At 58.6% G+C, this 11,986-nt stretch carries 11 protein-coding genes and 4 tRNA genes; all 15 read left to right on the top strand.

Going from position 1 to position 11,986, the window contains the following annotated elements; genetic code table 11:
* Nucleotides 1–116 precede the first annotated feature (116 nt).
* The 15 genes from birA (at nucleotide 117) to rpoB (ending at nucleotide 11,962) form a co-directional block, all read left to right on the top strand.
* Nucleotides 117–1,064, top strand: coding sequence for a bifunctional biotin--[acetyl-CoA-carboxylase] ligase/biotin operon repressor BirA (gene birA, locus VF716_RS19490; protein ID WP_011911971.1), 948 nt, complete (start codon nucleotides 117–119; stop codon nucleotides 1,062–1,064).
* Nucleotides 1,061–1,801 (top strand): pantothenate kinase, encoded by a 741-nt coding sequence (locus tag VF716_RS19495; protein WP_011911972.1) that lies wholly within the window; start codon nucleotides 1,061–1,063, stop codon nucleotides 1,799–1,801. The genes birA and VF716_RS19495 overlap by 4 nt, the downstream gene beginning before the upstream one ends.
* Before the next feature lie 24 nt (nucleotides 1,802–1,825).
* Nucleotides 1,826–2,497, top strand: a complete 672-nt coding sequence (locus VF716_RS19500) for an SPOR domain-containing protein (protein ID WP_440552864.1) — start codon at nucleotides 1,826–1,828, stop codon at nucleotides 2,495–2,497.
* Nucleotides 2,498–2,638: 141 nt separating this feature from the next.
* Nucleotides 2,639–2,723: transfer RNA gene (locus VF716_RS19505), tRNA-Tyr, on the top strand.
* 25 nt (nucleotides 2,724–2,748) lie between these two features.
* A tRNA-Gly gene (locus VF716_RS19510) sits at nucleotides 2,749–2,822 on the top strand.
* Nucleotides 2,823–2,848: 26 nt separating this feature from the next.
* Nucleotides 2,849–2,924, top strand: a tRNA-Thr gene (locus VF716_RS19515).
* Nucleotides 2,925–3,008: 84 nt separating this feature from the next.
* Nucleotides 3,009–4,202, top strand: coding sequence for an elongation factor Tu (gene tuf, locus VF716_RS19520; RefSeq protein WP_011911986.1), 1,194 nt, complete (start codon nucleotides 3,009–3,011; stop codon nucleotides 4,200–4,202).
* Nucleotides 4,203–4,253: 51 nt separating this feature from the next.
* Nucleotides 4,254–4,329: transfer RNA gene (locus tag VF716_RS19525), tRNA-Trp, on the top strand.
* Nucleotides 4,330–4,371: 42 nt separating this feature from the next.
* On the top strand, nucleotides 4,372–4,740 hold the full coding sequence (secE, locus tag VF716_RS19530) for a preprotein translocase subunit SecE (RefSeq protein ID WP_011911975.1): 369 nt from the start codon (nucleotides 4,372–4,374) through the stop codon (nucleotides 4,738–4,740).
* Nucleotides 4,741–4,749: 9 nt separating this feature from the next.
* Nucleotides 4,750–5,283 carry a transcription termination/antitermination protein NusG gene (nusG, locus tag VF716_RS19535; RefSeq protein WP_011911976.1) on the top strand — a complete coding sequence of 178 codons (534 nt, stop codon included), beginning with the start codon at nucleotides 4,750–4,752 and terminating at the stop codon, nucleotides 5,281–5,283.
* Nucleotides 5,284–5,393: 110 nt separating this feature from the next.
* Nucleotides 5,394–5,825: a 50S ribosomal protein L11 gene (rplK, locus tag VF716_RS19540; RefSeq protein WP_011911977.1), complete on the top strand. Its 432-nt coding sequence runs from the start codon at nucleotides 5,394–5,396 to the stop codon at nucleotides 5,823–5,825.
* Complete coding sequence (gene rplA / locus VF716_RS19545) at nucleotides 5,825–6,520, top strand: 50S ribosomal protein L1 (protein WP_019406457.1); 696 nt, start codon at nucleotides 5,825–5,827, stop codon at nucleotides 6,518–6,520. Before rplK ends, rplA begins: the two co-directional genes overlap by 1 nt.
* A gap of 209 nt (nucleotides 6,521–6,729) precedes the next feature.
* Nucleotides 6,730–7,230: a 50S ribosomal protein L10 gene (rplJ, locus tag VF716_RS19550; protein ID WP_011911979.1), complete on the top strand. Its 501-nt coding sequence runs from the start codon at nucleotides 6,730–6,732 to the stop codon at nucleotides 7,228–7,230.
* An 80-nt stretch (nucleotides 7,231–7,310) separates the two neighbouring features.
* Nucleotides 7,311–7,679 (top strand): 50S ribosomal protein L7/L12, encoded by a 369-nt coding sequence (gene rplL, locus VF716_RS19555; RefSeq protein ID WP_011911980.1) that lies wholly within the window; start codon nucleotides 7,311–7,313, stop codon nucleotides 7,677–7,679.
* Nucleotides 7,680–7,891: 212 nt separating this feature from the next.
* Nucleotides 7,892–11,962, top strand: coding sequence for a DNA-directed RNA polymerase subunit beta (rpoB, locus tag VF716_RS19560; RefSeq protein ID WP_020309159.1), 4,071 nt, complete (start codon nucleotides 7,892–7,894; stop codon nucleotides 11,960–11,962).
* Nucleotides 11,963–11,986 lie beyond the last annotated feature (24 nt).

An 11,986-nucleotide genomic window follows, 5' to 3' on the forward strand; every position in this document is an offset into this window, starting at 1 on the left:
ATACACCAAACCCCCGATCCGCGTAAGCGGGTCGGGGGTTTGCTTTTGGAGCGGCAGAAAGCTTTGTGCAGCCATTCTCTGTATCGCTATTATTCGGGCCTCGTTATGGGGGTGGCATGAATAAGCTTTTAAGGTTGCTCCAAGATGGGCGGTTTCATTCTGGGCAGGAGTTGGGCGAGGCATTGGGAGTAAGTCGCAGTGCTGTCTGGAAACACCTCCAGCGCATTCAGAATGAAACGGCGCTCCCCCTCTATAAGGTCCCAGGCCGCGGGTACCGATTGGCAGAGCCATTGTCGCTGCTCGCCGAAGATCAGTTGCTTCCGCAATTGGAGGCGTTGGGCTGGGAGCTCTATCTCTTCGACGCTCTCGACTCGACAAACGCAGAAGCTCTACGGCTTCTGTCTACTGGTCGGGCTCCGTTCCTGGTAGTTGCCGAGTCTCAGTCTGCCGGACGGGGGCGGCGTGGGCGGCACTGGGTGAGTCCGTTCGGGCAGAACCTGTATTGCAGCTTGGCGTTCAAGGTGCACGGTGGCACTAGGCAGCTGTCGGGCATGAGTCTGGTGGTCGGCTTGGCCGTCATGCAGACATTGCGCGGAATGGGATTGCCTCAAGCCGGGCTGAAGTGGCCGAACGACGTGTATGTGGACGGGCGCAAGATTGGCGGGATCCTGCTGGAGTTGACCGGGGATCCGGCGGATGAGTGCCATGTCATAGCCGGCATCGGGATCAATGTGAATATGGCGGACGCTAAGGGGATCGACCAACCATGGACATCGCTCCGGGAGTGGATTGGGATGGTTGATCGAAATGAGCTGCTGCTGACGTTCGCCGCCACGCTCAAGACATACCTTGATCGACACCTGGCTGCTGGTTTCGCCAGCCTCAGGGAGGAGTGGGAGGCCGCCCATATTTGGCAGGGGCAAAGCTGTACGCTTAGTACCGGCGCGCATGAGCTATCAGGAACAGTCTTAGGGGTCGATCCGCAAGGTGGGCTCAGGCTAATGATTGATGGTGTTGAGCGTTCCTTCAGTGGGGGAGAACTTAGCTTGAGGTTGGATCGATGATTCTTGAGCTGGATTGCGGCAACAGCTTGATCAAGTGGCGCGCGTTGAGCCCTGACTCTGGAGTCGTGGTTGCGCAAGGGGCCTCGAGTTCGTCGATAGAGCTGTTGAGCGAACTCACCAGTTTGGCCTTGTTGCGAATATCAAAAGCCAGATTGGTCAGTGTCCGCAGCGATCAGGAAACCGCAGAAATCTGCTCGCGTATATCGGACGCGCTAGGTGTTGGGGTGCAGCGCGCTGTGCCCTCGAAGGAGCTTGGCGGGGTAGTCAATGGATATCTAGAGTACGAGCGTCTCGGGATGGATCGCTGGCTGGCTATGGTTGGCGCTTTTCAGTTAAGGCGCAATGCGATGCTTGTGGTGGACCTGGGCACGGCAGTAACTGCGGATCTTGTGGATGAGAACGGCTTGCACCTAGGTGGCTACATTTGTCCCGGCCTGTCCTTGCTGAGAAGTCAGTTACATACTCATACGCAGCGCATACGTTATTCGATGGAGGAGGAGCTTTCCTCGTGCGACGCTCTAGAGCCTGGGCGCACTACAGGTGAAGCAGTGGAGCGCGGCTGCCTGCTGATGCTTCGCAGCTTTGTGTCGTCGCAAATCGCGCACGCCAGTGGTCGTTTCGGGACGGACGTCAGTGTATACGCCACGGGAGGGGACGCTGCGCTCATAGAGGATATCGATCTGGTCCAGCGGGTGCCGGATCTCGTTTTCCGAGGGCTGGCAATCGCTTGCCCCTAGCGCATCTATAAGGTTGAAAATCGAATGCGTTGGTTGTTTCTTCTTTTGGTGCTTTTGAATGTTTTTTTCTGGATTCAGCACCAGTATCAGTCTCCGGTCCGTGTCAAAGAAATAACTCCGCTGGATTCCTATAATCGCCCTCAGCAGAACATAACGCTGCTAAGTGAATCTTCAGCAAAGGAGCGCAGAAGCAGTGTCTCGCCGCTCGCTGCAGAGAACGGTTGCTTGTTCCTGGGTGGGTTCGATGATCGGCTGCCGGCGGAAGCCCTGGAGCAGAGGCTGCTAAGCCTGGACGTACAGTCTGAAATACAAGAGGTGGATACAGCCAGTGGCGTGGACTACTGGGTGTATCTGCCTCCTCTAGCGTCCAGGCAGGCGTCTTTGCGTCAGTTGCGTGAGCTGCAAAGTCGCAATATCGACAGCTACATCATTACGGTAGGCGATCTGGCAAACGGCATTTCCCTTGGAATATTTTCCCGCAAAGACTCTGCAGAAGGGGTCGTTGCGCGCTTGCGCGAGGTGGATTATGCGGCGCTGGTTCGAGAGTTACCGAGAATGCACCGCAAGTACTGGGTGCGCGTAGGGGCCGCCAGCCGTGGTCAGCTGGACGATCCAATGTTGCAGGGGTTGAAGAACGACATGCCGGAGCTGCAGCATCGGCAGATGCCCTGCGCGGGCGTTGCAACTTCTGAATAGTTTGCATAGAATGGCGCCCGCTTCGCAGCGAGGGCTGAATGGTCTCTCCGCGGAGCGGCTGTCAATGAAGCTAACCTCAAGATTTATATGAGAAAATGCTTGACAGCGTGGTGGCAGATGCTGAAAATGCCGCCTCACTTTGGAGGGGTTCCCGAGCGGCCAAAGGGATCAGACTGTAAATCTGACGTCATAGACTTCGAAGGTTCGAATCCTTCCCCCTCCACCAGATTCAAGCGTAAGCTTCGGCGTTCGCGGGTATAGTTTAGTGGTAGAACCTCAGCCTTCCAAGCTGATGATGCGGGTTCGATTCCCGCTACCCGCTCCAGGTTCGATGTTTGCGGTATATGTTTCGCTCATGTAGCTCAGTTGGTAGAGCACACCCTTGGTAAGGGTGAGGTCAGCGGTTCAAATCCGCTCATGAGCTCCAAACCTCAAAGGCAGATATGTGAATATCTGCCTTTGTTTTAATGGTGGCGTGACTAGCTCAATTCAACGATGGGAGACGGTCTCGATGGCTAAAGAAAAGTTCGAACGTAACAAACCGCACGTCAACGTCGGCACCATTGGTCACGTCGACCATGGCAAGACCACTCTGACTGCCGCTCTGACTCGCGTGTGCTCCGAGGTCTTCGGTTCCGCTCGTGTCGACTTCGACAAGATCGATAGCGCTCCGGAAGAGAAGGCTCGCGGTATCACCATCAACACCGCCCACGTAGAGTACGACTCCAACGTCCGTCACTACGCGCACGTTGACTGCCCGGGTCACGCTGACTACGTGAAGAACATGATCACCGGTGCTGCCCAGATGGACGGCGCGATCCTGGTTTGCTCGGCTGCTGACGGCCCCATGCCGCAGACTCGCGAGCACATCCTGCTGTCCCGTCAGGTTGGTGTTCCGTACATCGTCGTGTTCCTGAACAAGGCCGACATGGTTGATGACGCCGAGCTGCTCGAGCTAGTCGAGATGGAAGTTCGCGACCTGCTGTCGACCTACGACTTCCCGGGTGACGACACTCCGATCATCATCGGCTCCGCGCTGATGGCGCTGAACGGCGAAGACGACAACGAGCTCGGCACCACTGCGGTGAAGAAGCTGGTCGAGACCCTGGACAGCTACATCCCTGAGCCGGTTCGTGCCATCGACAAGCCGTTCCTGATGCCGATCGAAGACGTGTTCTCGATCTCCGGTCGCGGCACCGTGGTAACCGGTCGCGTAGAGCGCGGCATCGTCAAGGTTCAGGAAGAGATCGAGATCGTCGGTCTGCGTCCGACCACCAAGACTACCTGCACCGGCGTTGAGATGTTCCGCAAGCTGCTCGACGAAGGTCGTGCTGGCGAGAACTGCGGCGTACTGCTGCGTGGCACCAAGCGTGACGAAGTCGAGCGTGGTCAGGTTCTGGCCAAGCCGGGCACCATCAAGCCGCACACCAAGTTCGAAGCCGAAGTGTACGTGCTGTCCAAGGAAGAAGGTGGTCGTCACACCCCGTTCTTCAAGGGCTACCGTCCGCAGTTCTACTTCCGTACCACTGACGTGACCGGTTCGTGCGAACTGCCGGAAGGCGTCGAGATGGTAATGCCGGGCGACAACGTGAAGATGGTTGTCACCCTGATCAAGCCGATCGCCATGGAAGACGGCCTGCGCTTCGCGATTCGCGAAGGTGGTCGTACCGTTGGTGCCGGCGTGGTTGCCAAGATCGTCGAATAACGATTGATCTGTTTGAAGCAGGTCGGCATAATAGTCGGCCTGTCTCTTTCTAGGCCAGTAGCTCAATTGGCAGAGCGGCGGTCTCCAAAACCGCAGGTTGGGGGTTCGATTCCCTCCTGGCCTGCCATTTTCAATATCGAATATGGCAGTCTTTACAAGGTTCTAGCAGATGAATGTCAAAGCTGAAGCCAATGATGCGCGCTTCGATCTGGTGAAGTGGCTTGTTGTGGCTGCTTTGGTTGTGGTTGCTGTTGTTGGCAATCAGTACTACTCCGCTGAGCCTATTCTCTATCGTGTCCTTGCTGTTCTCGCAATAGGCGTGGTTGCCGCGTTTGTTGCTCTGCAGACGTCCAAGGGGCGTTCGTTTGCCGTGTTGCTGAAAGAAGCGCGCGGCGAGATTCGCAAGGTCGTCTGGCCGACCCGTCAGGAAACCACTCAGACTACGTTGATCGTGGTCGTTGTCGTTCTGGTTATGGCGCTGCTGTTGTGGGGGCTCGATTCCCTGCTTGGCTGGTTGGTCTCCATGGTTGTGGGTTAAGGGTGTCTCGTGGCTAAGCGTTGGTATGTTGTGCATGCTTACTCGGGTTACGAGAAGCACGTCATGCGCTCTCTGATTGAGCGCGTCAAGCTTGCCGGCATGGAAGATGAGTTCGGCGAGATTCTTGTTCCGACCGAGGAAGTGGTCGAGATGCGTAACGGGCAGAAGCGCAAGAGTGAGCGCAAGTTCTTCCCAGGTTACGTGCTCGTTCAGATGGAGATGAATGAGGGTACTTGGCACCTGGTCAAGGATACTCCTCGCGTGATGGGCTTTATCGGCGGTACGGCTGACAAGCCGGCGCCCATTACGGACAAAGAGGCTGAGGCCATTCTTCGTCGCGTCGCCGATGGCAGTGATAAGCCGAAGCCGAAAACGCTCTTCGAGCCAGGTGAAGTGGTGCGGGTGGCCGATGGTCCGTTCGCAGATTTCAATGGCGTGGTCGAAGAGGTCAATTACGAGAAGAGCAGAATCCAGGTTGCGGTTCTTATCTTCGGTCGCTCTACGCCAGTAGAGCTGGAGTTCAGTCAGGTCGAAAAGGTTTAACTGAACGAAGCATCCCTCACCCCGCAGCTTCAGGCTGCGGGGTTTTGTCGTAACTGGGATAAATCAGCAATGGGGAGCCGCAAGGCGTTATAACCCGTAACGGAGTAACTATGGCTAAGAAGATTCAAGCTTACATCAAGCTTCAGGTAAAGGCCGGTCAGGCTAACCCGTCGCCGCCCGTCGGCCCCGCTCTGGGTCAGCACGGCGTCAACATCATGGAATTCTGCAAGGCGTTCAACGCCCGGACCCAGGGCCAGGAGCCCGGTCTGCCGACTCCCGTGATCATCACTGTCTACAGCGATCGCAGCTTCACTTTTGAAACCAAGAGTACTCCTGCTGCAGTGCTGCTGAAGAAAGCTGCTGGCATCACCAGCGGTTCCGCTCGCCCCAACACTCAGAAGGTCGGCACCGTCACTCGTGCGCAGTTGGAAGAGATCGCCAAGGCCAAGCAGGCTGATCTGACTGCTGCCGAAATGGAAGCTGCCGTTCGGACCATCGCTGGTTCGGCTCGTAGCATGGGTCTGAATGTGGAGGGTGTGTAATGGCTAAGCTGACCAAGCGCCAGAAGGCTATCGCTGAGAAAATCGAATCCGGCAAGCAGTACGCGTTCGAAGACGCCGCCAAGCTGCTGGCAGAGGTTTCTGTTGTCAAGTTCACCGAGTCGTTCGATATCGCGATCAATCTCGGTGTCGATCCGCGTAAGTCCGACCAGGTCGTTCGCGGTGCAACCGTTCTGCCGAATGGCACTGGCAAGACCGTCCGCGTAGCCGTTTTCACCCAGGGTCCGGGCGCCGAAGCTGCTCTGGCCGCCGGCGCTGACCGCGTAGGTATGGACGATCTGGCTGCCGAAATGAAGGGCGGCGACCTGAACTACGACGTCGTCATCGCCTCTCCGGATGCTATGCGTGTCGTTGGTCAGTTGGGCCAGATTCTCGGTCCGCGTGGCCTGATGCCGAACCCGAAGGTGGGTACTGTCACTCCGGACGTCGCGACCGCTGTCAAGAACGCCAAGGCCGGTCAGGTACGTTTCCGTACTGACAAGAACGGCATCATCCACACCTCCGTGGGTAAAGTCGGTTTCGACGCCGCTGCTCTGAAGCAGAACGTCGAAGCGCTGCTGTCGGATCTGAAGCGCCTGAAGCCGTCGACGTCCAAAGGTATTTACGTCAAGCGCGTGACCCTGAGCACCACCATGGGTCCGGGACTGGTCATCGATCAGGCTTCCCTGGAAGCGTAAGACATCAGTCGCCTCATTCGTGAGGCGGCTCGCAAGATTGGGGTCCCTGCCTGGCGGGGGCTATCCAAGACCGTAGGTGGCGCAAGCCTTAAACCTGGAGAGTGATCTCTTGAGCCTACGCAGATGGTGCTCCCGATTCGTACCGAATCAGACACCAAAACGCCGTCGGGCTTCGGCCTGACGAAACGGTAAAAACCAGGAGTAAACCCGTGGCAATTAAACTCGAAGACAAGAAGGCCATCGTCGCTGAAGTCAACGAGGCTGCCAAAGCCGGTCTGTCCGCTGTCGTGGCTGATGCCCGTGGCGTGACCGTCGGCGCAATGACCGGACTCCGTAAAGAGGCCCGAGCGGCTGGTGTATACGTGAAAGTCGTGCGTAACACCCTGCTCAAGCGCGCTGTTGAAGGCACTCAGTTCGACGTGCTCAACGACGTGTTCAAAGGCCCGACCCTGATCGCATTTTCCAATGAACATCCGGGCGCTGCTGCTCGTATCTTCAAGGAATTCGCCAAGGGTCAGGACAAGTTCGAGATCAAGGCAGCTGCGTTCGAGGGCAAGTTCCTCGCAGCAAACCAGATCGACGTACTGGCAAGCCTGCCGACCCGCGAAGAGGGCATTGCACAGCTGATGAGCGTGATTCAAGGCGCCACCAGCAAGCTCGCTCGCACCCTGGCAGCTATTCGCGACCAGAAAGAAGCTGCGGCTGCCTAAGGCAGCGTGAGCCCTTTCAAAATCACATGTTTAATTTGATGGCTGCGTAAGCTGTCACCCCAATACAGGAATAGATAGTCATGTCTCTGACTAACGAGCAAATCATCGAAGCGATCGGCCAGAAATCCGTCATGGAAATCGTCGAGCTGATCAAGGCGATGGAAGAAACTTTCGGCGTTACCGCTGCTGCCGCTGTTGCCGCTGGCCCGGCTGCCGCTGCCCCGGCTGCTGAAGAGCAGACCGAGTTCACCATCGTTCTGGCCGAAGCCGGCGACAAGAAAGTGAACGTGATCAAGGCGGTTCGCGAGCTGACCGGTCTGGGCCTGAAAGAAGCCAAGGCTGTCGTTGACGGCGCCCCGGGCGTGGTCAAGGAAGGCGTTTCGAAGGAAGAAGCCGAAGCAGCCAAGAAGGCTCTGGAAGAAGCTGGCGCCAAAGTCGAGCTCAAGTAAGCGACGACCTTGCGTCTACAGCCCGAGCGACTCGCGACAGGCTGATGGCTGGTGGCTCTTGCCACCGGCCTTTTTCCGTTATGGAAAGCCAGCCATGCTGGCTCTTCCTCGGAAGCCACCTACAGGTGGCGCGAACCATGGGGTTCGCAAGATTTTCTGGCTGCTCCCGTCGGGAGAAGCCAACAAGCAGGTGACCAAGCTGGGGAACGCTGATGGCTTACTCATACACTGAGAAAAAACGTATCCGCAAGGACTTTAGCAAGTTACCGCACGTGATGGACGTGCCGTATCTTTTGGCCATCCAGCTGGATTCGTATCGCGAATTCCTGCAGGCGGGAGCGACCAAAGATCAGTTCCGCGACATTGGCTTGCATGCAGCCTTCAAATCCGTTTTCCCGATTATCAGCTATTCCGGCAATGCAGCGCTGGAGTACGTCGGCTATCGCCTGGGCGAGCCGGCTTTCGATGTCAAGGAATGTGTCCTGCGCGGCGTGACCTTCGCCGTTCCGCTGCGCGTCAAGGTGCGCCTGATCATTTTCGACAAAGAGTCGTCGAACAAGGCCATCAAGGACATCAAGGAACAGGAAGTCTACATGGGGGAAATCCCCCTCATGACCGAGAACGGTACCTTCATCATCAACGGTACCGAACGCGTCATCGTTTCCCAGCTGCATCGTTCGCCGGGCGTGTTCTTCGATCATGACCGCGGCAAGACCCACAGCTCCGGCAAGCTGCTGTACTCCGCGCGCATCATTCCTTACCGCGGCTCCTGGCTGGACTTCGAATTCGATCCGAAGGACGCAGTGTTCGTCCGTATCGACCGTCGCCGCAAGTTGCCGGCGTCGGTGCTTCTGCGTGCGCTCAATTACAGCACCGAAGAGATCCTGGACGCCTTCTACGATACCAACGTCTTCCACATCAAAGGCGAAACCCTGGCGCTGGAGCTGGTACCGCAGCGTCTGCGCGGCGAGATCGCTACTTTCGACATCAAGGATGACAGCGGCAAGGTCATCGTCGAGCAGGGCCGTCGCATCACCGCTCGCCACATCAACCAGCTCGACAAGTCCGGCATCAAAGAACTCGAGATGCCGATGGACTACGTCCTGGGTCGTACCGTCGCCAAGGCGATCGTGCATCCGGCCACCGGCGAAATCATCGCCGAGTGCAACACCGAGCTGACCGTCGACGTCATGGCGAAGATCGTCAAGGCGCAGGTCGTACGCTTCGAGACGCTGTACACCAACGACATCGATTGTGGTCCGTTCATTTCCGACACGCTGAAGATCGATTCGACCACCAATCAGCTCGAAGCGCTGGTCGAGATCTATCGCATGATGCGCCCGGGCGAGCCGCCAACCAAGGACGCCGCCGAGACGCTGTTCAACAACCTGTTCTTCGCTGCCGAGCGCTACGACCTGTCGGCTGTCGGCCGGATGAAGTTCAACCGCCGTATCGGTCGTACCGAGATCGAGGGCTCCGGCGTACTGAGCCGTGAGGATATCGTCGCGGTTCTGAAGACCCTGGTCGACATCCGCAACGGCAAGGGCATCGTTGACGACATCGATCACCTGGGTAACCGTCGCGTGCGCTGTGTCGGCGAAATGGCCGAAAACCAGTTCCGCGTTGGCCTGGTGCGCGTCGAGCGTGCGGTCAAAGAGCGTCTGTCGATGGCCGAAAGCGAAGGCCTGATGCCGCAGGACCTGATCAATGCCAAGCCGGTTGCGGCGGCGGTGAAGGAGTTCTTCGGTTCCAGCCAGCTCTCGCAGTTCATGGACCAGAACAACCCGCTTTCGGAGATCACCCACAAGCGCCGCGTTTCCGCACTCGGCCCGGGCGGTCTGACCCGTGAGCGTGCCGGCTTCGAGGTGCGTGACGTGCACCCGACTCACTACGGCCGCGTCTGCCCGATCGAAACTCCGGAAGGTCCGAACATCGGTCTGATCAACTCGCTGGCCGCCTACGCCCGCACCAACCAGTATGGCTTCCTGGAAAGTCCGTACCGAGTGGTCAAGGATGGCGAAGTCACCGACGAGATCGTATTCCTCTCGGCAATCGAAGAAGCCGACCACGTCATCGCTCAGGCCAGCGCCAAGCTGGACGGTCGCAAGCTGGTCGACGAGCTGGTGGCTGTGCGTCATCTGAACGAATTCACCGTCAAGGCGCCGGAAGACGTGACCCTGATGGACGTCTCTCCGAAGCAGGTCGTCTCCGTCGCTGCCTCGCTGATTCCGTTCCTCGAGCACGACGACGCCAACCGCGCGCTGATGGGTTCCAACATGCAGCGTCAGGCCGTGCCGACCCTGCGTTCGGACAAGCCGCTGGTAGGTACCGGCATGGAGCGCAACGTGGCACGCGACTCCGGCGTCTGCGTGGTCGCTCGTCGCGGCGGCGTGATCGACTCGGTCGATGCCAGCCGTATCGTGGTGCGCGTGCGTGACGATGAGGTCGAGACCGGCGAAGCGGGTGTCGACATCTATAACCTGACCAAGTACACCCGCTCCAACCAGAACACCTGCATCAACCAGCGTCCGCTGGTGCGCAAGGGTGACGTGGTGGCGCGTGGCGACATCATGGCCGACGGTCCGTCCACCGACATGGGCGAGCTGGCACTGGGTCAGAACATGCGCGTCGCGTTCATGCCGTGGAACGGCTACAACTTCGAGGACTCCATTCTCCTCTCGGAGCGCGTGGTTCAGGAAGATCGTTTTACCACTATCCATATCCAGGAACTGACCTGCGTGTCGCGCGACACCAAGCTCGGCCCAGAGGAGATCACCGCAGACATCCCGAACGTGGGTGAGGCTGCGCTGAACAAGCTGGACGAGGCCGGTATCGTCTACGTCGGTGCCGAAGTCGGCCCAGGCGACATCCTGGTCGGCAAGGTGACGCCGAAGGGCGAAACCCAGCTGACCCCGGAAGAGAAGCTGCTGCGTGCGATCTTCGGTGAGAAGGCTTCCGACGTGAAAGACACGTCCCTGCGTGTGCCGACCGGCACCAAGGGCACCGTCATCGACGTACAGGTGTTCATCCGCGACGGCGTCGAGCGCGACTCCCGTGCGCTGGCCATCGAGAAGATGCAGCTCGACGAGATCCGCAAGGACCTCAATGAAGAGTTCCGTATCGTCGAAGGCGCCACGTTCGAGCGTCTGCGCTCGGCCTTGGTCGGTGCGACTGCCGAGGGCGGTGCAGGTCTGAAGAAGGGTGTCGTGATCACCGACGAGATCCTCGACGGGCTCGAGCATGGCCAGTGGTTCAAGCTGCGCATGGCCGAAGACGCGCTGAATGAGCAGTTGGAGAAGGCCCAGGCCTACCTCTCCGATCGCCGTCAGCTGCTCGACGACAAGTTCGAAGACAAGAAGCGCAAGCTGCAGCAGGGCGACGACCTCGCACCGGGCGTGCTGAAGATCGTCAAGGTCTACCTGGCCATCAAGCGTCGCATCCAGCCGGGCGACAAGATGGCCGGTCGTCACGGTAACAAGGGTGTGGTCTCGGTGATCATGCCGGTCGAAGACATGCCCCATGATGCCAACGGTACGCCGGTGGACATCGTCCTGAACCCGCTGGGTGTACCGTCGCGTATGAACGTCGGGCAGATCCTCGAAACCCACCTGGGCCTTGCGGCCAAGGGCCTGGGCGAGAAGATCAACCTGATGCTCGAAGAGCAGCGCAAGGTCGCCGAGCTGCGCAAGTTCCTGCACGAGATCTACAACGAGATCGGCGGGCGTCAGGAGAATCTGGCCGACCTGAGCGATCAGGAAGTGCTGGACCTGGCGAACAACCTGCGCAAGGGCGTGCCGATGGCGACCCCGGTGTTCGACGGTGCCAAGGAGCGCGAGATCAAGGCCATGCTGAAGCTGGCCGATCTGCCGGAAAGTGGCCAGATGCAGCTGTTCGACGGCCGTACCGGTAATGCCTTCGAGCGCACCACCACCGTCGGCTACATGTACATGCTCAAGCTGAACCACCTGGTCGACGACAAGATGCACGCGCGTTCCACCGGTTCGTACAGCCTGGTCACCCAACAGCCGCTGGGCGGCAAGGCGCAGTTCGGTGGTCAGCGTTTCGGGGAGATGGAGGTCTGGGCCCTGGAGGCCTATGGCGCCGCGTACACCCTGCAGGAAATGCTCACGGTCAAGTCGGACGACGTGAACGGGCGGACCAAGATGTACAAGAACATCGTGGACGGCGATCACCGCATGGAGGCCGGCATGCCGGAGTCCTTCAACGTGCTGATCAAAGAAATCCGCTCGCTCGGTATCGATATCGATCTGGAAACCGAATAACCACGCACCGCCTGCGCGGCACCC

It is taken from the genome of Stutzerimonas sp. Brlt_14 (assembly GCF_051948915.1).
In the GTDB taxonomy this organism is placed as follows: Bacteria; Pseudomonadota; Gammaproteobacteria; order Pseudomonadales; family Pseudomonadaceae; genus Stutzerimonas; species Stutzerimonas stutzeri.

Bases quoted from the DNA above. Each gene is read 5' to 3' on its own strand.
- birA (WP_011911971.1), top strand. From the start codon at position 117: ATGAATAAGCTTTTAAGGTTGCTCCAAGATGGGCGGTTTCATTCTGGG.
- VF716_RS19495 (WP_011911972.1), top strand. From the start codon at position 1,061: ATGATTCTTGAGCTGGATTGCGGCAACAGCTTGATCAAGTGGCGCGCG.
- VF716_RS19500 (WP_440552864.1), top strand. From the start codon at position 1,826: ATGCGTTGGTTGTTTCTTCTTTTGGTGCTTTTGAATGTTTTTTTCTGG.
- tuf (WP_011911986.1), top strand. From the start codon at position 3,009: ATGGCTAAAGAAAAGTTCGAACGTAACAAACCGCACGTCAACGTCGGC.
- secE (WP_011911975.1), top strand. From the start codon at position 4,372: ATGAATGTCAAAGCTGAAGCCAATGATGCGCGCTTCGATCTGGTGAAG.
- rplK (WP_011911977.1), top strand. From the start codon at position 5,394: ATGGCTAAGAAGATTCAAGCTTACATCAAGCTTCAGGTAAAGGCCGGT.
- rplA (WP_019406457.1), top strand. From the start codon at position 5,825: ATGGCTAAGCTGACCAAGCGCCAGAAGGCTATCGCTGAGAAAATCGAA.
- rplL (WP_011911980.1), top strand. From the start codon at position 7,311: ATGTCTCTGACTAACGAGCAAATCATCGAAGCGATCGGCCAGAAATCC.
- rpoB (WP_020309159.1), top strand. From the start codon at position 7,892: ATGGCTTACTCATACACTGAGAAAAAACGTATCCGCAAGGACTTTAGC.